Annotated in this window: 18 protein-coding genes and 1 pseudogene; 8 read left to right on the top strand and 11 right to left on the bottom strand. The window is 65.2% G+C overall.

All coding sequences use genetic code 11. The features are described 5' to 3' along the window. Positions 1-225: 225 nt before the first annotated feature. Both KZJ38_RS12890 and KZJ38_RS12885 read left to right on the top strand, forming a co-directional pair. Positions 226-537 (top strand): annotated as a pseudogene (locus KZJ38_RS12890) (chemotaxis protein); the annotation flags it as partial. A 436-nt stretch (positions 538-973) separates the two neighbouring features. Continuing rightward, positions 974-1546, top strand: coding sequence for a hypothetical protein (locus KZJ38_RS12885; RefSeq protein WP_219796266.1), 573 nt, complete (start codon positions 974-976; stop codon positions 1544-1546). Between the two features lie 257 nt (positions 1547-1803). On the opposite strand, the gene KZJ38_RS12880 is transcribed toward KZJ38_RS12885, so the two are convergent. After that, positions 1804-3480: a GMC family oxidoreductase gene (locus KZJ38_RS12880; RefSeq protein ID WP_246641461.1), complete on the bottom strand. Its 1677-nt coding sequence runs from the start codon at positions 3478-3480 to the stop codon at positions 1804-1806. Between the two features lie 196 nt (positions 3481-3676). On the opposite strand from KZJ38_RS12880, the gene KZJ38_RS12875 reads away from it, so the two are divergent. Further along, positions 3677-4924 (top strand): GAF domain-containing protein, encoded by a 1248-nt coding sequence (locus KZJ38_RS12875; RefSeq protein ID WP_246641460.1) that lies wholly within the window; start codon positions 3677-3679, stop codon positions 4922-4924. A gap of 77 nt (positions 4925-5001) precedes the next feature. Here the strand turns inward: KZJ38_RS12875 and KZJ38_RS12870 are convergent, their stop codons facing one another. The 5 genes from KZJ38_RS12870 to KZJ38_RS12850 form a co-directional block, all read right to left on the bottom strand. Next, the gene (locus tag KZJ38_RS12870; protein WP_219796264.1) at positions 5002-6066 is read right to left on the bottom strand and encodes a glycosyltransferase family 2 protein; all 1065 of its coding nucleotides are present in this window, start codon (positions 6064-6066) and stop codon (positions 5002-5004) included. A 108-nt stretch (positions 6067-6174) separates the two neighbouring features. Next, on the bottom strand, positions 6175-7824 hold the full coding sequence (locus tag KZJ38_RS12865) for an efflux transporter outer membrane subunit (RefSeq protein WP_246641765.1): 1650 nt from the start codon (positions 7822-7824) through the stop codon (positions 6175-6177). A 13-nt stretch (positions 7825-7837) separates the two neighbouring features. Then, complete coding sequence (locus KZJ38_RS12860) at positions 7838-9505, bottom strand: DHA2 family efflux MFS transporter permease subunit (RefSeq protein WP_219796262.1); 1668 nt, start codon at positions 9503-9505, stop codon at positions 7838-7840. Between the two features lie 208 nt (positions 9506-9713). After that, positions 9714-10448, bottom strand: a complete 735-nt coding sequence (locus tag KZJ38_RS12855) for an endonuclease/exonuclease/phosphatase family protein (RefSeq protein WP_246641764.1) — start codon at positions 10446-10448, stop codon at positions 9714-9716. 143 nt (positions 10449-10591) lie between these two features. Further along, complete coding sequence (locus tag KZJ38_RS12850; protein WP_219800307.1) at positions 10592-12808, bottom strand: VTT domain-containing protein; 2217 nt, start codon at positions 12806-12808, stop codon at positions 10592-10594. 219 nt (positions 12809-13027) lie between these two features. On the opposite strand from KZJ38_RS12850, the gene KZJ38_RS12845 reads away from it, so the two are divergent. Beyond that, entirely contained in the window at positions 13028-13270 is a 243-nt protein-coding gene (locus KZJ38_RS12845; protein WP_219796260.1) for a hypothetical protein, read from the top strand. A 72-nt stretch (positions 13271-13342) separates the two neighbouring features. Here KZJ38_RS12845 and KZJ38_RS12840 read toward each other — a convergent pair whose 3' ends face one another. The 3 genes from KZJ38_RS12840 to KZJ38_RS12830 form a co-directional block, all read right to left on the bottom strand. Further along, positions 13343-14731 (bottom strand): HlyD family secretion protein, encoded by a 1389-nt coding sequence (locus tag KZJ38_RS12840; protein WP_219796259.1) that lies wholly within the window; start codon positions 14729-14731, stop codon positions 13343-13345. Positions 14732-14794: 63 nt separating this feature from the next. After that, positions 14795-15166, bottom strand: a complete 372-nt coding sequence (locus tag KZJ38_RS12835; protein WP_246641824.1) for a hypothetical protein — start codon at positions 15164-15166, stop codon at positions 14795-14797. Positions 15167-15438: 272 nt separating this feature from the next. Continuing rightward, entirely contained in the window at positions 15439-15678 is a 240-nt protein-coding gene (locus KZJ38_RS12830; RefSeq protein WP_219796258.1) for a hypothetical protein, read from the bottom strand. Positions 15679-15872: 194 nt separating this feature from the next. On the opposite strand from KZJ38_RS12830, the gene KZJ38_RS12825 reads away from it, so the two are divergent. The 4 genes from KZJ38_RS12825 to KZJ38_RS12810 all read left to right on the top strand — a co-directional run bounded on the left by KZJ38_RS12825 (position 15873) and on the right by KZJ38_RS12810 (position 18635). Then, entirely contained in the window at positions 15873-16142 is a 270-nt protein-coding gene (locus tag KZJ38_RS12825) for a hypothetical protein (RefSeq protein ID WP_219796257.1), read from the top strand. Between the two features lie 67 nt (positions 16143-16209). Further along, positions 16210-16392: a hypothetical protein gene (locus KZJ38_RS12820; protein WP_219800558.1), complete on the top strand. Its 183-nt coding sequence runs from the start codon at positions 16210-16212 to the stop codon at positions 16390-16392. A gap of 165 nt (positions 16393-16557) precedes the next feature. Then, positions 16558-17343 carry an SDR family oxidoreductase gene (locus KZJ38_RS12815; protein WP_219796256.1) on the top strand — a complete coding sequence of 262 codons (786 nt, stop codon included), beginning with the start codon at positions 16558-16560 and terminating at the stop codon, positions 17341-17343. Positions 17344-17423: 80 nt separating this feature from the next. Further along, positions 17424-18635 (top strand): MFS transporter, encoded by a 1212-nt coding sequence (locus KZJ38_RS12810; RefSeq protein WP_219796255.1) that lies wholly within the window; start codon positions 17424-17426, stop codon positions 18633-18635. A 65-nt stretch (positions 18636-18700) separates the two neighbouring features. Here KZJ38_RS12810 and KZJ38_RS12805 read toward each other — a convergent pair whose 3' ends face one another. Then, positions 18701-20470 (bottom strand): glycoside hydrolase family 15 protein, encoded by a 1770-nt coding sequence (locus KZJ38_RS12805; RefSeq protein ID WP_219796254.1) that lies wholly within the window; start codon positions 20468-20470, stop codon positions 18701-18703. Positions 20471-20472: 2 nt separating this feature from the next. Continuing rightward, positions 20473-21474 (bottom strand): SDR family oxidoreductase, encoded by a 1002-nt coding sequence (locus KZJ38_RS12800; RefSeq protein ID WP_219796253.1) that lies wholly within the window; start codon positions 21472-21474, stop codon positions 20473-20475. Positions 21475-21495: the final 21 nt, after the last annotated feature.

Raw genomic sequence — 21495 nt, 5'->3', positions numbered from 1 at the left:
GGGACATGGCTGTTCTTATTCGGGGTAAACGGCTTACACGAAGCCGAACTTTAGGTATGCAGTCGAATGGCGTTCAGCGGTCGTTCATATGTTGGGATGCGATCCCCGATATGCGCGCGGCATCGTTGGAGAACCGGGAGGGCCGCACCAGTTGCTGCGCCCGGCCGTCCGCGGAACGGTTATTGCGGCCATCCTGTGCGAAGTAACCGTTATAAGGAGCCATTGATGACCAGCACTCTCGATCCCGATGAAGGGGAACCGCAAATCGTCAAGGAGACCGGGAACACCACCGGGACGCTCGGTCCGAGCGACTCGTCCGACAGCGGCAGCGACGTGGCCGGTGCAAAGCGCCACGACTTCGACCGCGATAGCGAACTCGACAACCACGCGCTCGAAACCGGCGACCGCGAACTGGCAAGCGATACCGATCGCGCCGGCACGGGCGAGCGCGCCGCGGCCGACGGCGATTCGACCCTCGACGAGAACCGGGATATCGACATCGATCGCGTCGACGACCCGTATTCACGCGACCGTGATGAAGCGACCGCGGACGAGCTGCTCGCGGGCGGAAGGCTCGCGGACAAGGCGGCCGACGAGGATGAAGAAGAGACGGACGACGATGAACCCGGCGACGAGCCGGGCAACGAACGGACCGCGGATAAACGATGAATGCGACTGTCCGTCAGCACGCCGGTCAGCCGCGACCGCTGCCGGCGCTTTTGAGCGTCCGGCGGGAGCGGCGGCCGGGTGCTATACCTAAGGTATCAGCGGTGCGCGCTCGACCGCCGGACCGCGCGCATCGATGCGCCACAGTCCGCGGGAGCGCGATTTGCTGCGCAGCGCTCACACGGACCACGCGGGATCATGCGGATTATGCAGACCGCGCGGCGCATCGAATCCCGCCGGACCCAGCCGGACCTCACTGCGCCGCAGCCGGCATTTTCAACCCCTTGGCGTTGATAAGGAGGGCACCATGTCGCTGATTGTTGCCGCACGTTTCACCACCTTTCCGGCCGCTGAATCGGCCGCCGAACGACTCTTCGGCCAAGGCTTCGTCGAAGAGGACGTCTCGCTTTTCTTCGTCAATCCGCGCGGTCAGCATGCGCGCTACCCGATAGGCGGCGACGTGAACAAGGACGCCGCCTCGACCGACGCACCGAAAGGCGCTGGCATGGGCGTGACGATCGGCGCCGTGATCGGCGCGGTCGTCGGCGTCGGCATTTTTGCGGCGTTTTCTTCCCCGCTGCTCATATCGTTGATTGCAGCCGGCGTCGGTGCGTATGTCGGCTCGCTTATCGGCGCGATGTCCCGCACGCGAGGCGGCGGCAAGCGTCCGCATGAGGAGCGCGTGCATCACGAGACGCGCGACTCGGGTGTGCTGCTCGCCGTACACGTAACGCCGGATACGCAGACCGCCGCCGCGCAAACGCTGCGCGAGGCGGGTGGCGCGGAGATCGAGCGCGCGACAGGGCGCTGGCAGCACGGCAAATGGGCGGATTTCGATCCGACCCGCGCGCCGGTGGAGTTGAAGGAGAGCCGGGCTTGAGGGGAGAAAAGCGGGGAGCAAAAGCGGGCGCGGAAAGCAGAAGCGCGCGTATCACGGCGCGCTTCGACGCATGCAGGCCGGCGCCGGCGATGGAGCAAACGGCAGCGCAAATCGCGGAGCGAACCGTGGAGCAAACCATGGAGCAAGCCGCGGCGCGGGCAGTGACGCATCGTGCAACGCATCGAGCCGCGCATCGGACGAGCGATCGCATGAACCATCGCACAAGCGAGCCGCGCCGCAGGTAACGGGCGCGCATATCAGCGGCGCGCTCGGCGGGCGACCGTCGCGTCCGGCGCCGCTGCCAGCGCATGATCGGCCGCAATCAGATCGGCCGCGCGCTCGCCGATCACGACACACGGCGCCATCGTATTGCCGCTTGTGATCTCCGGCATGACCGACGCGTCGGCCACGCGCAGATTATCGATGCCATATACCTTGAGCCGCGCATCGACGACCGACATGTCATCGCGTCCCATCTTCGCCGTGCCGCACTGATGCCAATACGTGACCGCCGCATTGCGCGCGTAGTCGCGCAGCGCGGTCGCGTCCATCTTGCCGGGCAACCGCTCGCGCGACACGATGTGCTCAAACGCCTTGCTGTTTGCCAGTTCGCGGCATAGCTCGATATTCGCGAGGCCCGTGACGAGATCGTCGGGATGCGACAGGGTGTTCGCGTAGATAAGCACCGGGTCGTTCACCTCCGCGCCCGATAGCCGCACCTGCCCGCGGCTTTTCGGATGCGCCAGTCCGGCGAACATGGTCCAGCCGTGTTCGGGCATGCCGAGCACGGCGGTCTCCGGGCTTGCGACCGGAAATTCGACCTGGCAGTGAAACATATCGGGCACTTCGAGGCTGGCGTCGCTCGACCAGTAAAGCGTCGATTCCGAACCGCTGTTGCCGATCCGCTGCGGCTCGCGGTATTCGAACACGCAGCCGAACGATACGTGATCCTGATGGTTCTGTCCGACACCGGCAAGCGGCTGAATCACGCGGATACCGTGGCGCTCGAGTTCGTCCGCCGGGCCGATGCCCGACTGCATCAAGACCTTCGGCGTATGGATCGCGCCGAGCGACAGGATCACTTCGCGCTGCGCATAAAATTGCCGCCGCTCGCCGTTGACGATCGCCTCCACGCCGACTGCCGTGGTGCCGCGCAGCAGCACCTTGCTGACCAGCGTGCCGGTCATGATCGTCAGGTTCGAATTGACGCTGCGCGGGTCGCCGATATACGACCGGAAGATCGACTGGCGCCGGCCGTCACGCACGATCAGATCGTTGACCGCCGCGCCGCCGCGGCCTTCCATCATCGTGCCGTTCGGGCTGTCGAAGGTCGGCAGGCCGAGCGCCTGCGCCGCGTCGAGCAGCGCATGGGCGGTCGGAGCCGGATTCGACGACGGCTCGACATGCACCGGGCCGCCGGCGCCGCGCCGCAGCGGATCCGGCGTGCCTTGCCAGTTTTCGATGCGACGATAGAGGCCCAGCACCGACTCGTAGCCCCAGGCCGGATCGCCGGCCTCGGCCGCGAAACGCTCCCAGTCGTTCTTGTGGCCGCGCGCCCAGACGCCGACATTGATGCTCGAGCCGCCGCCCAGCACCTTGCCCATGTTGAGCGGAATCGAGCGGCCGTTCAGATGCGGGTTCGGCTGCGCGGTAAAGGCCCAGTCGCGTTCGGAGCCGAGGTTCAGCGGCCATTGCGCGGGCGTCATCACTTCGGGCACGTCGTCGCTGCCGCCCGCTTCGATCAGCAGCACGCGCACGTGCGGACTGGCGGCGAGGCGCGCGGCCACGACCGAGCCGGCCGGTCCGGCGCCGCAGACGATAAAGTCGTAGTCGCCGGAAACGTCTTCGTTCAGACGATCGCCGCGGGTCATGCGATCGGTAGAGGCCGATTCGGGAAGGCTGCGATTCGCTGTATCGGGATAAGGATGGTTCATTGGGTCACCGGTCGGAACGTCAGAGGAGGTCCTGAATTCGAGATTTGCAGCGACTTGCGTTGGAGTAACACCGCGAGACTATCAAATCTATCAAATTTACCAAATAGAATTGATATTTGTTGAGGGACTTGTCATAGTGAAAGCCAGCCGGGTCTGAGCCGGCGAAATCATTTCGATGCCTGCACAATTCGGGTCTATGGAAAACGACGTACTCACCACGACAGAAGCGGCGCGGCTGATGGGCGTATCGGTTCGTACCGCTCAACTGCTGATCGAGGGCGGCACGCTGCGCTCATGGAAGACGCCGGGCGGACACCGGCGCGTCTATCGCGCGGACGTGCTCGCCTTCGTTGCGCAGCACGACGAAACGCCGGATGAGTTCAACTCCGCGCGCGTCGTGCTTGTCGCGCCGCCGGCGCAGATCGCGCGCTGCGTCGAATGGTTATCCGCGGTGGAAGGGTGCACGGTCGATGCGTACAGCGACGCGCAGGAAGCCGCGTTCGCGATCGGCTTGCGGTTGCCGGCGGTGGTGGTCGTCGATCTGCGCGACGCGGTGCCAGGCGGACAAGGCGAGCCGGGAGAAGAGGGCAAGCGCGCCGCCGCTCGCAAGCGAGCGGGCGAGCGCCGCGACCCCATACGCAACCCCATGCGCAGCGACTGTGACGAGCGCGCCGCGCTGGTCGCGCAGCTTGCCGCGCAGCCTGCGCTCGGCGCATCGCACATCGTCACCTTAGGCGGTGAGGGCGATGCGCGGCATGATGAACACGCGAACGCTGACGCAAAGACAGACGCACTCGCCGCCGCGAAAATCACACGCATCGAACACGAGCGGGCGCTGCCGGCGGCCGTGCGCAATCTGCTACGCGACCGCGATGCCGCCGCGCTTCAACCCGATCCCGACGCGTCGTATCCGGTCGCGCCGAACGAAGCGCAGCGCCTCGTCGCGCTCGAACGCGCGGGCTTCGTCGACACGCCGCCCGAAGACGCATTCGACCGCCTGACGTGGCTCGCAAGCCGCGCGCTCAAGGCGCCGATCGCGCTGTTGACGGTGCTGACCGCACAACGCCAGTGGTTCAAGTCGCGCTACGGCCTCGAAGGCTTTACTGAAACGCCGCGCAGCTGGGCGCTGTGCAACCACACGATCCTGCAGCGCGACGTGCTCGTTGCATCGAACCTGGCCGACGATCCGCGCTTCTCGGACAATCCGGCGGTGGCCGGCGGCCCATGCTTCCGTTTCTACGCGGGCGCGCCGGTTGTCGATCAGGACGGATTTGCGCTCGGCTCCCTATGCGTGATGGACTACGAGCCGCGCGAGCTCGATGAAGAAGCGCGCGAGACGCTGGCCGCGCTGGCGGCGCTTGCGTCCGACGAATTGCGGTTGCGCGCCACCGACCGGCAATTGCGCTGGGCACTCGATGCGTTGAGCCGGAAGCAGAAGGGGTAATCAACGCCGCGTGACAGAGGCGTTGTGACAAACGTGTTGTGACGAACGCGCGCCCGCCGTCGCCCTCGTCGCAACGGTCAATGATCGTGCGAACGCGGCTCGGCTACCGTGTGGTGTTTCGCGTGCTGCGCATCTCGCTCCGGCTGCGCGCCGTGCGCGAGACGCCGCTCGGTGGCCCGCATCTCGGCGCGCATCGCCAGCACCTGCGCGTTGACCCTATGACGATTGACGAGCGCCCACGGCAGCCCGCCGATCATCGCCTTGCCGTCGCGCCACAACGTGTGCTCGTGCGCAAAGGTCGCGAGCGCGCCGCACATCGACCGGCCGACATCGCGCCACGGCAGCCGCATCCAGGCGACCCATACTGCGTTGCGCGCCAGCACGCGTCGCTGCAACGCGTCTTCGCCAGGGCATGCATTGCCGGACCCCAGTCGCTTATCGCTGCGCCGGCGTAGAGGGTGATCCGCGGGGTTATCTGCGGCCGCTTCGGCAGCCGACGCAAAAGCACCGCGGCGCACGATCAGGTCATTGCAATAGGCGATCGCGTGGCCCGCATCGAGCACATCGAGCGCGACAAGCGCTTCCTCGCCGCCGAGGCCGAAGCGCCGCTCGTACCCGCCCACCGCCCGGAACACCGACGTGCGAAACACGCAGGCGCCCGCGATATACGTCGCGACGGTGGGTCCCAGGCCCGGCCCGGCACAGCCGGCCGCCGCGAGCGGGCTTCCCGCCATCAGACGGCAGCGCGGATCGAGCGCGCCGTGTTCACCGGTCACGACACGCGCATTGAGCACCGCGACCTGCGGCGCGCCGTCGAGCAGCTTCACGGCCAGTGCAAGCGAGCCGGGTTCCCACCAGCTGTCGTCGTCGCAGAACGCGACATAGTCGGTGCGCACGCACGCAACCGCGCGATTGCGGCCCGCCGCGCCGAGATCGGCGCCGCACTGGACCACGCGCACCTGAGGAAACAGCATATCGACGAGCTTGACCGTATCGTCGTGCGAAGCGTTGTCCGCGACGATCACGGGCGGCTGCTCGGGCAAGGACGCGAGGCGGGCGAGCGTGCCCACGAGTTGGCCGGCGCGATCATGCGTCAGGACGACCACGGAAATGCGCGGCAAGGCGGGCGGGCGGCTCTGCATGATCGATCTGCCGATGAGAGGACGACTTTGGTGCGCGACGGCGAGTCGCGCTTCGCTAACCACTCAATTGCAAACGATATACCTGTAAAGCCCTCCGGTGTGTTCTCTTTACGACGTTGGAGATGCAATTTGCTTCGGGTCGGGCGTCGCTTCCCACCCGCCGCCCAGCGCCTTATACAGCGCGACGAGATCGGTGCTGACCTGCGTCGTGCTTTGCGCATACTGTTGCCGCACCTGAGAAAGCTGCCGTTCCGCATCGAGCACATCGATAAAGTTCGTCAGCCCCTTCCGGTAGCTTTCGCGAGCAAGATCGAACGCGTCCTGCTGCGCGGCCGCGCTGCGCTCGAGCGAGGTGCGCCGCGCCTGGTCAGTGCGATACACGGCAAGCGCGTTATCGACGTCGCGCAACGCGAGCAGCACGGTCTTGCGGTATTCGAGCGCGGCCTCCGCCTGCTGCGCTTTCGACACCTTCAGATTCGACACGAGTGCGCCGCCCTCGAAAATCGGCAGCGAAACCGATGGTCCGAACGAGTAGAACAGATGTGACCAGCGCGCGAGGTCGCTCGCGTGCGTGCCGCGCAAGCCGATTTGCCCCGTCAGCGAAATGTCCGGGTAGAACTGCGCGACCGCGACACCGACGTTCGCGGTTGCCGCATGCAAATCCGCTTCGGCGCGGCGGATATCGGGACGCCGGCGCGCCAGCGTCGACGGCAAGCCCGTCGCGACGACGGGCGGCACGGGCGGTACCGCGCCGGGCGTCGATAGTTCGTCGTCGAGCGCGCCCGGCGGCTCGGCGAGCAGATACGACAGGCCATTCAACGCCTGCACGATCTGCTGCTCGAATTGCGGCAGCTGCGCGCGTGTCGATTCGAGCTGGGCCGCTGCGCTTTGCACGTCCTGCTGGCTCGCAAGGCCCACTTTCGCCTGGCTTTGCGTGAGCGTCAGCACGCCGTTCTGCTCGTCGACCAGGCGCTTCGCGATATTGAACTGCGCCTGCGCGCCGCGCAGCTGCATATAGTTCTGCGCGACTTCGCCTTCGAGCGACAGCAGTGCATCGTTGCGGCTTTCGACAGCCGCTTGCGTCTGCGCATTGGCGGCTTCGACCGAACGCCGCACGCGGCCGAACAGATCGAGTTCCCACGATGCATCGAAGCCCGCCTGCCACAGATTGATCGGCTGTTCGAGCTGGTTCACGAGATTGCGCGCGCCGTTCTGAACCGCGGCGCCCTGGCCGGGCGCAATCTGATTGACCGGAGAACCGGGCGCGCCCAGTTGATCGAGGTCGACGTTTTCGTCGTCGAGAATGCCCTTGATGCCGAGCTGCTCGCGCGTGTAGCTGCCGGTCGCGCGCACGTTGGGCAGACCTTGCGCGGCCGCGCCTTGCACCTGCGCGCGCGCTTCCTCGATGCGCAGCACCGCCTCGCGCAGATCCAGATTGCTTTGCGCCGCGCGCGCGATCAGGCGGTCGAGCGTCGGATCGTTGAAGGTGCGCCACCAGCGCGGGTCCGGATCCGAGTCTTCGGTCGGGTGCGACGAAACGGTGCTTGCGTCCGGCACTTTCGCGGCACCGGCGCCCGGTTTCGGCGCGTCGCCGTTCGCTGCCGCGTCGTTCGCGCGTTGCGGATCGCGCCAATGCGCGGGCTCGTCCTGGCCGAGTCCATTGGGCGCCTTGAAGTCGGGGCCGACCGCACAGGCGCTTACTGCCGTGCACAGCAGCAACGCAAATAAACGGGAGCAGGCGCGCTGCCTCTTTTCCATGTCGATCGTCATGTCAGTGCGCTCCGCCGCCCGACGCTTTCGCCGGCGAAAAGAAAAACGTGAGTGGAATGCACAGGATGCAAAAGATCGCCAGCATCGCGAATACATCCACATACGCAAGAATCGTCGCCTGACTCACGAAGGTCTGATAGAGGTGCCCGGTTGCGGTTTGCGCGGCCTGCGCATGCGGCTGTCCCACGTAATCCATCACGGACTGGGTGTTGCGCGCGAGCGCGTCGCTGTAGTTCTGCGACAGCGGCGTCATATGCTCGGCGAGATGCGCCATGCGCGCCTGGCTGCGTTCGCGGATCAGCGCGGTCGAAAGCGAGATGCCAATCGAGCCCGCGACGTTGCGGCACATCGTGAAGATCGCCGACGCATCGTTGTGCAGCCGCTGCGGCACGGTCAGATACGCGAGCGTCGTGATCGGCACGAACAGGAAGCCGATCGCGAGCGACTGCGCGCTGCGCATCTTCACGAGCGTGTCGTAGTCGACGTCGGGCGTGAGCGTATGCGCGTAGACGAGCGCGAGCGCCATCAGCATGAAACCGATTGAAAGCAGCGAGCGTGTTTGCACGTACGGCATCAGCCGGCTGATGATTGGAATCTCCATCGTGATCAGGATCGCGCCCGGCGACAGCACGAGGCCCGCGAGCGTCGCCGTATAGCCGAGCTGCTGTTGCGCGAGCTGCGGCACGAGCACGGCGCTGCCGTACAGGATCACCGCGAAGGCCGCGATCGCCGCGCAGCCGAGCGCGAAGTTGCGATCTTTCATGCAGCGCAGGTCGACCACGGGCTTCTTCGTGTATAGCAGCCACGTGATCGCGCCGCCGATGCCGACCACGGCGAGCACCGTGAAGATGCGGATAAAGTTTGAGCCGAACCAGTCGTCGTCCTCGCCGCGATCGAGCATCACCTGCAGGCAGCCGAGGCCGATCGAAATAAGCCCGATGCCGATATAGTCGATCGACACCTTGCCCGTGCGCTTGCGCTCCCACGGCGGGTCTTCGACGAACTGCATCACCGCGATCGAGGTCAGGATACCGACCGGCACATTGAGCAGAAACACCCAGCGCCACGTGAAGTTATCGGTAATCCAGCCGCCGAGCGTCGGCCCGAGCACCGGCGCGACGACGATCGCCACGGCCGAGATCGAAAAGGCGCGGCCGCGTTGCGAGGCCGGAAACGTATCGAGAATGATCGACTGCTGGTTCGGTTGCAGTCCGCCGCCGAAAAAGCCTTGCAGCAGGCGGAACACGATCAGTTGTCCAAGATTAGTCGCGATTCCGCACAGGAACGAGCAGATCGTAAAGGCGATGATGCAGATCACGAAGTAGCGCTTGCGGCCGAGCACACGGCCGAAGAACGCGGAGATCGGCAGCACGATGCCGTTCGCGACGAGGTACGAAGTCAGCGTCCAGGTCGCTTCGTCGTAGCTCGCCGACATCGTGCCGGCAATATGCGGCAGCGCGACGTTGACGATGGTCGTGTCGAGCACCTCCATGAATGCCGCAAGCGTGACGACGATCGCGATCAGCCACGGGTTGGCGGCTGGGCGCCATGTGTCGTCGCGCGACGGGTTGCCGTTTTTGCCGCCGCCGTTGCCGCCACCGTCGTTGCGGCCGTTGCCGCTTTTGCCGTGATTGCCCTCGGCGGGCGCATCAGCGTGGGTCGAGCTCATCGGGCGGATACGTGAGTTGAAGCATCGAAATTTCCTTGCATATGCGTTTGCGTGCGCGCGCGCAAACGCGGAGACGCTTGCGCTGCCGTTGGCACCGCGCAGCGAGTGGACTCAGCCGGTTAGCAAGTCGCACGCCCGGCCGCCCACGCGGCCAGGGTTCCGGCGCGCGTGCCGCATGCGCCCACACGGACGCCTACGCGCATCGCCCTCACACGCGTATGCGCGCCACCAGCGGCAAATGGTCCGACGCGACGCGCGCGAGCGCACTGCGATGCGCATGCACGTCGACCAGCCGTTCGACCGGGTGCATCCAGATCCGATCGAGCGAAAACACGGGCCACCACGCTGGGAACGTGCGCGGCGCGGGCGCCGCCTTGAAGTGCGTCACGAGGGCGCGCAGCGGATAGCCCCAGACGAACCATTCGTTGATGTCGCCGAGCAGGATCACGGGCAGCGCCGGCGTATCGAACGCCGCGATCAGCGAGGCGATCTGCGCGCGCCGTTCACGTGCGGAAAGGCCGAGATGCGTCGCGACAATGCGCAGCATGCCGGCCGTGCTCGCGATATCGACGTCGAGCGCACCGCGCGCCTCGCGTTTGCCGAACGACAGGTTCAAGGTGCGCGTTCCGCGTACCGGCAAACGCGTGAGCACCGCGTTGCCATAGCGCCGCTCGGGCGTATCGAGCGTCGGGCCCGCGATCGCGAGCATGTCCGTTGCTTCGCGCAGCATCGGCAGCACGTTTGGCGCATCGCGGCCGCCGAGCGGCACTTCCTGCAGCGCGACGATATCGGCGTTGAGTTCGGCAATCACGTCAGCGACGCGGCGCGGCATATACACGCCGTCGCAGCCGATCGCGCCGTGAATGTTGTAGGTCGCAATGCGCAGCACGCGCGAATCGGCTTCGCCCGATTCCGATGACGCGCTCGCGGGCGCATCGCGCAGCGCGGACGGGTTCAACGGGGCGTGCAAATCCACGTGAAGATCGGCGTGCAGCGGCGCATCGGAAGGCGCATTCAAGGTTTCATTCGAAGGTGCAATCAAGGGCGTATTCAATGGCGCGTTCGGATTGTTGTTCATGGGTGCGTTTATGACCGGCGAGCGAAAAATCGATGCAGCGCAATCGAGATTCCAACCAGCACCGCGCCGATCGCGCCGACCAGCAAAATGCCGCCGAGCGATGGATGGTGGACCGCCGCGACGAGCTGTTGCGCGAATGTCGTCGCGAGCACGATGCCGGGCGCCATGCCGATCGCGGTGCCCGCGAGATAATCGCGAAAACCGATATGCGATGCACCGGCAACGAGATTGAGCAAAGTGAACGGCGCAATCGGCACGATCCGCGCGATCACGACGGCAACGAAGCCTTTTTTGCCGAGCTTTTCGCTGATGCGATTGATGCGCGAGCCGGCGAGGCGCCGCACCGCGTCGTGCCCGAGCGAAGCGCCCGCGTAGTAGGTGATCACGGCTGAGATCAAGGTCCCGCTTAGGGCGTACAGGCTGCCGGCCAGCGCGCCGAATACGAAGCCGCTGACAGCGATCAGCAGCGTGACCGGCACCGAGATGCTCGCCGCCACCGCATAGACGGCGACGATCGCGAGCGGCCCGAGCCGCGAGCCGTGCAGTTCGTGCGCGGCATGCACGAGCGCGGCAAAGCTCAGCAGGTTGCCAAGCGGCGTAAAGCGCCACAGCACGGCAAGCAGCGCAACCGCGAGCGCGAAGCTGCCGAGCACGAGCAGCCGGCCGCGCAGCGGACGGCTTTCCGCTTCGGGCAGAAACTGACGTACGAGTTCCTGCGGCGCGAGCGGCGCTTCGGGGTCGAACACCGACATGCGCGTCGTCAGCTCATCGGGTTCCGCGGGCGCGACCGGGTCTTGCGGCGCGAGCGTGCGCTCGCCGTGGCGCAACGATGCGATCGCGGCATTGAGGCGCTGTGTTGCGAGTGCCTCGGCAACCGCTTCGGGCGTCGCGTCGAGGTGTTCGCCCAGCAGGCGATTGCGCACCGACGCGATCATCGCCTGGATGCGCGGGTCGCCATGCGCATCGAGCGCAATATTGCATTCCGTGTCGAGCACCATCGACCGGTTGTTCAGATTCGCGCTGCCGATCAGCAGCAACTCGTCGTCGACCGTCATCAGCTTGCTGTGCACGTTGATGAACTGGTCGTGCATGAATCCGCCCGCGGTCGGCGCGTACATCGCGTAGCGGCTATGGTGGTCGGCCTGCTTCATCAGCCTGTGCAGCCGCGCGCGCATCACGCCCATCGTCGCGTGCTGCAGCCAGCCGGTTTGCCGTTCGGGGCCGACGACCGCGATATCGGGTCCGTCGGGATCCGCGAGGCTCGCCGCCAGCGAGGCGCCGATGCGGCTCGCCGTGAAATACTGGTTCTCGATATAGATGCTCTCGCGTGCGCGCGCGATCGCATCGACGTACATCTGCTGGATCTGCTGCACGGCGGGCCGGCCGTTGTACTCGGGTTCGGTCAATGCGATGCCGAGTTCGACCTCTTCGATGTCGGCGTGCACGTGTTCGGGCCACGGGTCGGGATGGGCGGCGTTAGCTTTGCCGGCTGCATGTGCCGTGACCGGCGGCAACTCGATCCGCCGCGCCGCCGCCCGCCGCCACCGTTCGCGCACGAGCTCGCCGAGCGCCGCGGCCGCCGGGCCGTCGAACATCGCCTGCACGTCATGCATCGGCTGATAGGGCACCGCGTTCGCATTGCGGCGCAGCGGCGCCTGCGGGTGGTGCTCGGGCGTATCCCAGCGCGAACCGGTCAGATCGATGCCGCCCGCAAACGCGACGCGGTCGTCGATCACGACAAGCTTCTGATGATGCGAAGCGCCAAGCGGGTGCCGCCCATCGAGCTGAAAGCGCACACGCCGATGCGTGCGCCAGCCGAGTTTGTAGACGGGCAGCCATTCGCGCTCGAATGCGTAAAGCATCGCGAAATCCCACGCGAGCACGTAGACGCGCAGATGCCGATTTTTTTCCACAAGCGCGCATAAGAAATCGGCGAGGCCGGCGGGCAGGCCGTCGCGTGCGCCCTCGGGCGTCAACTGCAGACGGCTGTCGATGTCCCAACCGACAATGAAAATCGTGTCGCGGGCGCGCGTCATCGCCACGCGCAACGCATCGAAATAGTCGGCCGCGTCGATCAGCACGCGCAGGCGCTGCGCACGCCGCAGCCACGCACAACTGCGGCCTTCCTGCAGCCACGCGCCGTGTCGGGCGGGCGCAAGGGCGTCGTGGTGGGCTCCGGCGCGGTACGCCGGTAGATTGTCCGCTATCGGTTCAGCCTCGCGCATCGTCATGGTGAGATGGATCGGTGTTTCATCGTCTAAGTCCTGTCTGAGCGCGAAGCACAGGCCGTGCCGCGGCCCTGGCGGCCTATACGCGACACGGCGCGCGACACCGCGCCAGGTACGGCGTATGCTGTCAATCCGCGCTGGTCTGCGCGCCTGTCTGCTGATCGATTTGCTCATTGACCTGCTTTTTTGCCCGTCACCCGGAAATGGAGAACGCAGATGACCCAATACGAAATGCAGGTCTTGCAGGCGGACATCCGCATGCTGTCGACGAACGGGGATGACCCGATCGAGTTCTTTCCGGGCGCCGGGGCCAACGGCAAGGCGTACGCCGTACTGCACACGGATTCGCTGGCCGAGCTGTCCGGCTGGCGCGAAGTGCTGCAGGCGAGCGGCCGGCCGCACCGGCTCGTGAACCGCGCGTACGACTACCGGCAGGAAGTGAACAATCCGGACTGGTGAGCACGGGCCCGGGCGGGCGAGGGGCGGCAACGCGACTGAGGGTCGGACCGGCTCCCGCCGTGCCGTCCCCCATCACTTCAGATACACCTTCGGCGTCACTGAGAGCCCATACGGCAGCGGATGATCGGTCGGCATGCCGCTGTCGATCAGGATCTTTACCGGTACGCGTTGCACGATTTTCACGAAGTTGCCGGTGGCGTTCTCCGCCGGGAACGCGGAGAAGCGCGACCCGCTGCCGAGCTGGATGCTATCGACGTGCCCATGCAGTTCGAGGTCCGGGTACGCGTCGACGCCCACTTTCACTTCGTCGCCGGGGCGCATGCGCGTCAATTGCGACTCCTTGAAATTGGCGGTCACCCATACCTGCGGCGTGACGACCGAAAAGAGCGACGTGCCGGCCTGCAGGAAACTGCCGTACTGCACGTTGCGCCGCGTGATCCAGCCGTCCGACGGTGCACGGATTTCGCAGTAAGACAGGTTCAGTTCCGCCTGCTCCAGCTGTGCGCGCGCCTGCTCGACCTGCTGCTGCCGCTCGGCCACACTCGCCTCCGCCTGACGGATCTGCTGCGGCACGAGGCTCGCCGTCTGCAACTGCGCGCGTGCCTGCTGTACGCTCGCGCTGGCGTTCTGCTGCTGCGCGTTGGCGGCATCGATATTCTGCTGTGACGTCGCGCGGACATCGACCGAATGCTGCCGGTCATACGCGGCTTGCGCTTGCGTCAGATTCGCCTGCGCGGATTTGACCTGCGCCTTTGCCTGCTGGTACTGCGCCGGATATTGCACGCGCGCGATATCGAGCTGCACCTGCGCGGCCTGCAACTGCGCCTGAGCCAGGCCGAGCGCCGCCTTGGCCTGATCGACCTGTGCGATGTAGTCGCGCTTGTCGATCACGACGAGCAGATCGCCCTTGTGCACATGCGTGTTGTCGTTGACCGCGAGCTTGACGACATAGCCCGACACCTTCGGCGCGATAGTGATCGCGTTGCCGTCGGTGTAGGCGTCGTCGGTCGTGACCTGGTTGCGCGTGAGAAACGCCCAGATGCCGCCCGCGACGATCAGCAGCAGCACCAGCGCGCCGAGAATGTAGAGCGGCTTGCGGCTGCGCGGCTTTTTCTCTTCGCCGTCGCCGTCCTTGTTGCCGCTGTTGTCGTCGCTGTGTTCGTTGCTATCTTCGGCGTCTCGATCTTTTGCGTTGCCGTCTTTACCGTCGCCGTTTTGCTCGTCATGGCGGCCGCTGCCCTCGCTGCCGTCTTTGGCGCTTTCTTCGGCGGCGTCGTCCTTGCCGTCGTCGTGCTGCGAGCTTGCGTCGCGGCCGCCATCGCGATCGTCGTGACCGCTGCGGTCCTGGTTGCCTTTGCTGTGCGACTGCTCATCGCCGCCACGCGGGCGACCGGCGGTTTCGCTGTACTCGCCGCGAAGCTTGTCATGCACGCCCGGCGTTTGCGCCAGGCTTTCACTCATGTCGCACCGCACGTTTGTTCAAGTCATCAAGGTCGCGAAGGCCGCGTTGGCCGCTCGTGTGCATCACGAATTGCCGCCTTTGTCCGAGCCCGGACGCTTGTGTGCTGCGTTGTCCTTGTTTTTTGCCTTGTCTTTGGCGTCGTCGCTCGAAGGCGTGGGATCGATACGCGTCGTGCCGCCTGTAGCAGGCGGATCGCTGGCGGGGAAGGAGTCTTCGACGGCTTTGTCGATTTCCTTTTCCGAGCGTTCCGAATGCGGATGCTGTTCGTGGTGACGCTTCGGCGCGGAAAAACCGGAAGCGGCAAGCGCATAGGAAAAGAGATACAGCGGGGAATACAGCGCGCGCGGATCGTCACGGCGCGGTTTGTTGCGGGACATTTCGTGGGCGAGCATGGAAATTTTCCGTGAATTGAACCGTAGCAAACGGCTCAGCAAGGAGCGTTCCGCGTCGGTTGATGCGGCAACGCGGCAAATGGAATACGGCCCGGGCGCGCGCCTTCGTTGCGATGCTTCCACGCGCCGAGTAGATCTTCCCTTGGTGGTCTCCGGATGTCGTCAATCCGAAAACAGCGGCGGACCAGATCGAGGGTGCTTATGTGACGGTGACACGCCGCCGTCGTGACAGTGCTATGCCGCAACGTGACGCGCCGCCGTGCAATGCAGCGGCGGCTAAACCGCAGACGTCACCGCAAACGTAATCGATCGCGTCATAACGGCATACCGCCGACCGTCGGAGAAATCGTGCTGTCGCGATTCGGGTCCTCGGGCTTGACGTCCGCGACCGCCGAACGCGTCGACACGGGCGGCTGCTCGCGACCGCAGGTATCGATCGAATGATAGGCCAGGCAAAGCTGGAACGCGGCGGCAGCGTCCTTTTTTGCAAACGCGTAGATCGTTTGCTCGACCTGCACTTCAGTGTCCGATACACGAATGGTCGTGATGCTCATGTTGGGTCTCCCTGAATGCTGAATGCCGACTAATAGCAAACGCGCATCGGGTGTACCTGATGCTTTCGCCGAGTGTCGTTTCGCTTTGCCACGCTTTGCGGTACTTCGCGCTTTGTCTCGCAAATTCCCGCTTGTATCTTGCTTTGGCCCGTTGGTTGCTGCGCTTCATGCAAGCGTCTTCAAAGGAGCAATCCATGCCACCGAACGAACACCGCAACGGCGAACCGCCGCCGCTCGATCCTCGCGAATCCGATCGCAACGCGGGCGGTCAACGCGAGCCGCGCAACGCTGGCGAATCCACCGAACCCACCGAAGCCATGAAGCAATCGAATCCGTCACGTGCGAATGTGCATCCTGAGCAAACGGCAGAAGTGCCGCATGGCACGGGCAATCACCCAGAGCCGCCGGGCGGCGGCGGACGCCCCTCGCAGCGCAAGCGGGCCGGCGCTACCCGCAAGTCCTGAGGCGGGAACGCCTGGACGCTGGAACACAGCAACGCAGCAACGCAGCAACGCAGCAACGCAACCGAACATGGAGGACATCATGCAGCCCGATCAGAAACCGCTCTCGCCGGGCGACGAAGGACCGCCGGATGCTCCCGGCGTTGGCGAGGACATCTGCGCCGCTTGTCAGGGCACCGGCATGGTCGAAGGCGAACGCTGCGACGTCTGCGGCGGCACCGGCAAGGTGCTGCAAGGCATAGGTGGCGGCTGACCAAACACAGCCGCGCGTGCGAAACGCGTGGACGAAAACGCGACCGAAAACGCGCGAGCGAAAACGCGTGACATCAGACCACGCAACACCGTGCCAAACGCGCGAACCGCGCGATCGAGCAAACAAATGCACGACATGGCGTCAATATTTCAGCGGAGGAAACGAATGAACCTGCAAAACAAGACTGCGTTCGTCACGGGCGCGGGGTCGGGCATCGGCAAGGCTAGCGCGCTGCATCTCGCGGCGGCCGGCGCAAAAGTGATCGTGCACGCGCATAAGGACGACGAAACACGCGCGACCGTCGACGAGATCGTCAAGCAAGGCGGCGACGCGTTCGGCTTTACGGCCGACATTCGCGACGATCTTGGCTTCGGCCAGGAGCTCGACCATGCGATCTCGCAGAGCGGCAGGCTCGATATCGTCGTGGCGAACGCGGGCATCAACGGCGTATGGGCGCCGATTGACGAGTTGAAGCCCGCCGAATGGGACAACACGATCAACACCAACCTGCGCGGTGCGTATATGACGCTGCATCTGACCGTACCGCATCTGAAGCGCGCGGGTGGCGGCTCGGTCGTGATCGTCTCGTCGATCAACGGCACGCGCGTGTTCAGTCACGGCGGTGCATCGGCCTATTCGACGACGAAGGCCGGTTTGCTCGCGCTCGGCCAGATGACGGCGCTCGAACTCGCCAAGCACAAGATTCGCGTGAACGTCATCTGCCCGGGAAAAATCGACACCGAGATCGACGAAAACACCCAGACCCGTTCGGCAAGCGAAGCATCGGAAGTGGCCGAATATCCGCAAGGCAAGATTCCGCTCACGGACGGCAAGGCGGGCAGCAGCGACGATATTGCGGAAATGGTCGTCTATCTGTCGTCGGATCGGGCACGGTTCATCACGGGTACGCCGGTGTGGATCGACGGCGGGCAGTCGTTGCTGGTCGGCTAGGGGAGTGGTCGCCGCTGCAATGCTTCGGAATAGCGCTTGCTCCTTTCCACCGGAAGGAAACGCTGATTCGGGAGACACGCATGGATTCGCCCACGCAGCGGCGAACGGAGCGAGGCAGCCTGCTGTCGCTGATCGCGGCGGCGCTGGTGCTCGGTGTGCTATACGCAGGCAGTCCGCTCGTGACACCGCTTTATCCGCTTTACCAGCAGGCGTTCGGACTCTCCGAACTGGTCGTCACACTGGTCTACGCGTCCTATGTGATCGGCAATCTCGGCGCGCTTTTTCTGTTCGGACGCATCTCGGACCAGGCGGGGCGTCGATGGACCAGTTTCATCGTGCTTGCAGTGGCGATCGTCAGCACGTTGATGTTCCTGTTTGCAATGCAGCCCGCATGGCTCTTCATCGCGCGTGCCGCAAGCGGCCTTGCGATCGGCGTAGGCGCGGCGGCGGCGACCGCATGGATCGCCGAACTGCACCCGGCGCACGATAAGGCGGCGGCGAGCCGGCTTGCCGCCGCGGTCAACCTCGCAGGGCTGGCCGCGGGAGTGCTCATCGCGGGGCTCCTCGCGCAATTCGCGCCCTGGCCGTTGCGCACGGTGTTCGTCGTCTATCTTGCGGCGCTCATCGCGACCGCGGTGCTCGCCGCGCTGTCACACGAAACGGTTGAGCACCCTACGCACAAGGCCGCCGATCTCCGGCTCAAGCCGCGTATCGGCGTACCGGCGGATCTGCGTGCGCCGTTTGTCACGCCGGCACTGACCGCATTCGCGACGTTTGCGCTGCTCGGCTTCTACGCGGCGCTATTGCCGAGCCTGTTACAGCACAGCATGCAAAAGCATAGTCCGGCGTTAAGCGGCGCGGTCGTGGCGGAGCTGTTCGCGGTCAGTACCGTTACCGTACTTGTGACGAAAACGCTGGCCGCACGCAGCGCGATGACGGCCGGCCTGTGGCTGCTTCCACCGAGTCTCGGACTGCTGCTGTGGGCGCAAATCGCCGGATCGATGACTTTGCTGATCATCGCGACCGCGGTTGGCGGCATCGCATCGGCGCTCGGTTTTCGCGGCAGTCTGCAGGAAGCGAATCGCATGGCGCCGGCCGAAAAGCGCGCGGAATTGTTGTCCGCCTATCTGCTTTGCTGCTATACGGGGAACTCGCTACCGGTGGTCGGCATTGCGCTGCTGTCGCGCAGCGTCGGACATGTGTGGGCTGACGTTGCGTTCGCTGCTGTGTCGGTTGTGCTGGCCCTGGTTGCGCTGTCGGTCGGCGGCAGGCGCATGCAGCACGCGAGTTGATCGCGTGCGTGGCGCCTGAGGTGTGCGAGTAATCGCGAGGCGGTGCGACGGCGGACCGACAATATTCATTCGAACATACACGCTGCATTGATCAAGGCGACGTGCGATAGCGTTTGCGGAAAGTTGCCGCACTGGCGCTTTTCGACCGTGTCGTACTCTTCCGATAGCAGACCGACGTCGTTGCGCAGCGCAAGCACGCGTTCGAAAAGCTCGCGTGCTTCGCCGTGGCGCCCCTGCATCTGGCGAACCTGTGCGAGCCACAGGCTGCACGCGATAAACGCGCCTTCCTGTACCGGTTCCTGCTGTGCGTCTGCCGAGATGTCGTGGCCGTCGCCCAGGTAGCGCAATACAAGGCCTTCGCTCATCAGGTTCTGTTCGATCGCGCGGACCGTCGCCGCGATGCGCGAGTCGTCGGCGGGCAAAAAGCCGAACAGCGGCAATAGCAACAGACTCGCATCGAGCCGCTCGCTGCCATACGACTGCGTAAACGCGTTGGCCTGCGCATTGAAGCCATGCGCGAGCACATCGCCGCGTATCGCGGCCGCAAGCCGTTTCCACGCTTCGACGGGCGCGCTGTGCCCGAATTCATCGGCGCTGCGAATCGCGCGATCGACCGCCACCCACGCCATCACCTTCGACAGCGTGTGATGCCGCCGCCCGTCGCGGAACTCCCACAGGCCGTTATCGGGTTCTCGCCACATCGCCGCGACGTGATCGATCAAACCGCATTCGAGTCCCCACGCGTCCTCGTCCGGCGGCATGCCATGCCGACGCGCGACGTAGAGCGCATTCATGACTTCGCCGTAGATGTCGTGCTGCGACTGCATGACGGCAGCATTGCCGAAGCGTACCGGGCGCGAGCCTTCGTAGCCGGGCAGCGCCTTGCATTCCCATTCGGGAATGTGACGCGCGCCATCGGTCGTGTACATGATCTGCGTTTGCGCAGGATGGCCCGCAATCGCGCGAATAAGCCAGTCGCGCCACGCCTCGGCTTCGTCTTCGAAGCCTGCGCCGACGAGCGCCAGCATCGTGAAGCTCGCATCGCGCAACCAGCAGTAGCGATAATCCCAATTGCGCTTGCCGCCGATATGTTCGGGCAGCGAGGTCGTCGGCGCGGCGACGATACCACCGGTCAGCCGGTTCGTCAGGCCCTTCAGCGTAATAAGCGAGCGCAGCACCGCCTCCGCGTACGGACCGCGCCCCGGATGCCGCGCGGTCCATTGCTGCCAGAACTGCTGCGTTGCGCGAAGCGATTTCGATGCATCCGCGAGCGGCGCCGGAGGTTCATGCGAGCGGCAGCAGGTAAGCACGAAATCGGCCGTTTCGCCGGCTGCCAGATCGATGCGGGTGCGGATATGCGTGGCGTCGGCTGAAGGCACGCAGGACGCATCGAGCCACAGTGCCCACGGGCCGCCGACCGCGGCGATCCGGTCATCGAGGCGGCGATGCCACGGTAGCGCGGACCCGTAGTTGAAGCGCACGGCCAGTTCGCTTGTCACACGCACGCGCCCCGATATACAGCGCACCTGCCGGAAAACCCGTGCGGGCGTGGCCGCCCATTCCATCCAGTCGACCAGTTCGAGTGTGCCGGAGGCGGTTTCAAGCGTCGTTTCGAGCACGAGCGATGCGCCCCGATACCGGCGGCGCGCCGCGACGACGGGCTCGTCGGGCGCGATGCGCCAGTAGCCGTTCTCAGGTTCGCCTATCAGAGACGCAAAGCACGGGCTTGCATCGAACGACGGCCAGCACAGCCAGTCGATCGAGCCGTCGCGGCCGACGAGGGCGGCACTGTGTCCGTCGCCGATCAGCGCGTAGTCCTCGATCCGCGAGGACATGATCAGACCCGGCGCCGCAACAGATGGAAGCCGAGCGTCGCGAAAGTTGCGGCCGCAACCACCACGAGACCGCGATGTGTATCGAGCCATAAAGCCGGGCTCGACGACGAAGCAGACGCATCGAACCGCCCGTGTACACGATGCAGTTTGCTGATCGGTTTCCACAGATTCGACGGTTGCCCAGTGTTCGCGGCTTGCGGATCCTGCTGCGCATCGATACCGGTGCGGCCGAGGTAACGGTCGAGCCAGCCCGGTATCCACTGGTTCGCGACGATTGCCTTGATCGACGAGGTGCCGACCCACACTTCGCGACGACGATGCGTAGCAGCCCAATAGATCGCGCGCGCCGCGACTTCCGGTTGAAAGATCGGCGCGACCGGGCGCGGCGCGTGCGCCATCTGGTTCTCGGCCCAGTCGAACTGCGGCGTGTTTAGCGCCGGCATCTGCACCATCGTCACGTGAATGCGGCTTTTACGGTGATAGAGTTCGCAGCGCAGTGCGTCAGTGAAGCCGCGTATCGCATGCTTGGCGCCGCAATACGCGGATTGCAGCGGAATCGAACGGTAGGCGAGGGCGGAGCCGACCTGCACGATCACGCCGCGGTCTGACCGCATCATGCGTTTCAGCGCGGCCATCGTGCCCCAGACGTAACCGTGATACGTGACGTTCGTCACGCGCGCGAAGTCTTCGTGCGACAGCGTGTCGATCGGCGCGAAGGTGGTGACCATCGCGTTGTTGACCCATACGTCGATTGGGCCCAACTGCGCTTCGACCGAAGCCGCGGCTTGCTCGACTGCTTGCGCATCGCTCACGTCGACTTCGATCGGCAGCGCCCGCACGCCGCGCGCGCGGACCTCTTCGGCGGTGTCCTGCAGCGCTGCGGGGTCGCGCGCGAGCAGCGCGACATCGGCGCCGCGCCGCGCGAATTCGAGTGCGGCGGCGCGGCCCGCGCCTGCCGTGGCGCCCGTAATGACGACGGTTTGCGGTCTTCGGATGCGGCTCATGAGCTTTCCCTCCTTCTCTTC

This window comes from Paraburkholderia edwinii, assembly GCF_019428685.1.
GTDB lineage: Bacteria > Pseudomonadota > Gammaproteobacteria > Burkholderiales > Burkholderiaceae > Paraburkholderia > Paraburkholderia edwinii.
The sequence above is the reverse complement of the archived record's forward strand: the minus strand, read 5'-3'. Positions and strand labels throughout refer to the sequence as shown.

Coding starts and splice junctions, on each gene's coding strand:
- KZJ38_RS12885 (WP_219796266.1), top strand. CDS start 974: ATGTCGCTGATTGTTGCCGCACGTTTCACCACCTTTCCGGCCGCTGAA.
- KZJ38_RS12880 (WP_246641461.1), bottom strand. CDS start 3,480: ATGAACCATCCTTATCCCGATACAGCGAATCGCAGCCTTCCCGAATCG.
- KZJ38_RS12875 (WP_246641460.1), top strand. CDS start 3,677: ATGGAAAACGACGTACTCACCACGACAGAAGCGGCGCGGCTGATGGGC.
- KZJ38_RS12870 (WP_219796264.1), bottom strand. CDS start 6,066: ATGCAGAGCCGCCCGCCCGCCTTGCCGCGCATTTCCGTGGTCGTCCTG.
- KZJ38_RS12865 (WP_246641765.1), bottom strand. CDS start 7,824: ATGGAAAAGAGGCAGCGCGCCTGCTCCCGTTTATTTGCGTTGCTGCTG.
- KZJ38_RS12860 (WP_219796262.1), bottom strand. CDS start 9,505: ATGAGCTCGACCCACGCTGATGCGCCCGCCGAGGGCAATCACGGCAAA.
- KZJ38_RS12850 (WP_219800307.1), bottom strand. CDS start 12,808: ATGCGCGAGGCTGAACCGATAGCGGACAATCTACCGGCGTACCGCGCC.
- KZJ38_RS12845 (WP_219796260.1), top strand. CDS start 13,028: ATGACCCAATACGAAATGCAGGTCTTGCAGGCGGACATCCGCATGCTG.
- KZJ38_RS12840 (WP_219796259.1), bottom strand. CDS start 14,731: ATGAGTGAAAGCCTGGCGCAAACGCCGGGCGTGCATGACAAGCTTCGC.
- KZJ38_RS12830 (WP_219796258.1), bottom strand. CDS start 15,678: ATGAGCATCACGACCATTCGTGTATCGGACACTGAAGTGCAGGTCGAG.
- KZJ38_RS12825 (WP_219796257.1), top strand. CDS start 15,873: ATGCCACCGAACGAACACCGCAACGGCGAACCGCCGCCGCTCGATCCT.
- KZJ38_RS12820 (WP_219800558.1), top strand. CDS start 16,210: ATGGAGGACATCATGCAGCCCGATCAGAAACCGCTCTCGCCGGGCGAC.
- KZJ38_RS12815 (WP_219796256.1), top strand. CDS start 16,558: ATGAACCTGCAAAACAAGACTGCGTTCGTCACGGGCGCGGGGTCGGGC.
- KZJ38_RS12810 (WP_219796255.1), top strand. CDS start 17,424: ATGGATTCGCCCACGCAGCGGCGAACGGAGCGAGGCAGCCTGCTGTCG.
- KZJ38_RS12805 (WP_219796254.1), bottom strand. CDS start 20,470: ATGTCCTCGCGGATCGAGGACTACGCGCTGATCGGCGACGGACACAGT.
- KZJ38_RS12800 (WP_219796253.1), bottom strand. CDS start 21,474: ATGAGCCGCATCCGAAGACCGCAAACCGTCGTCATTACGGGCGCCACG.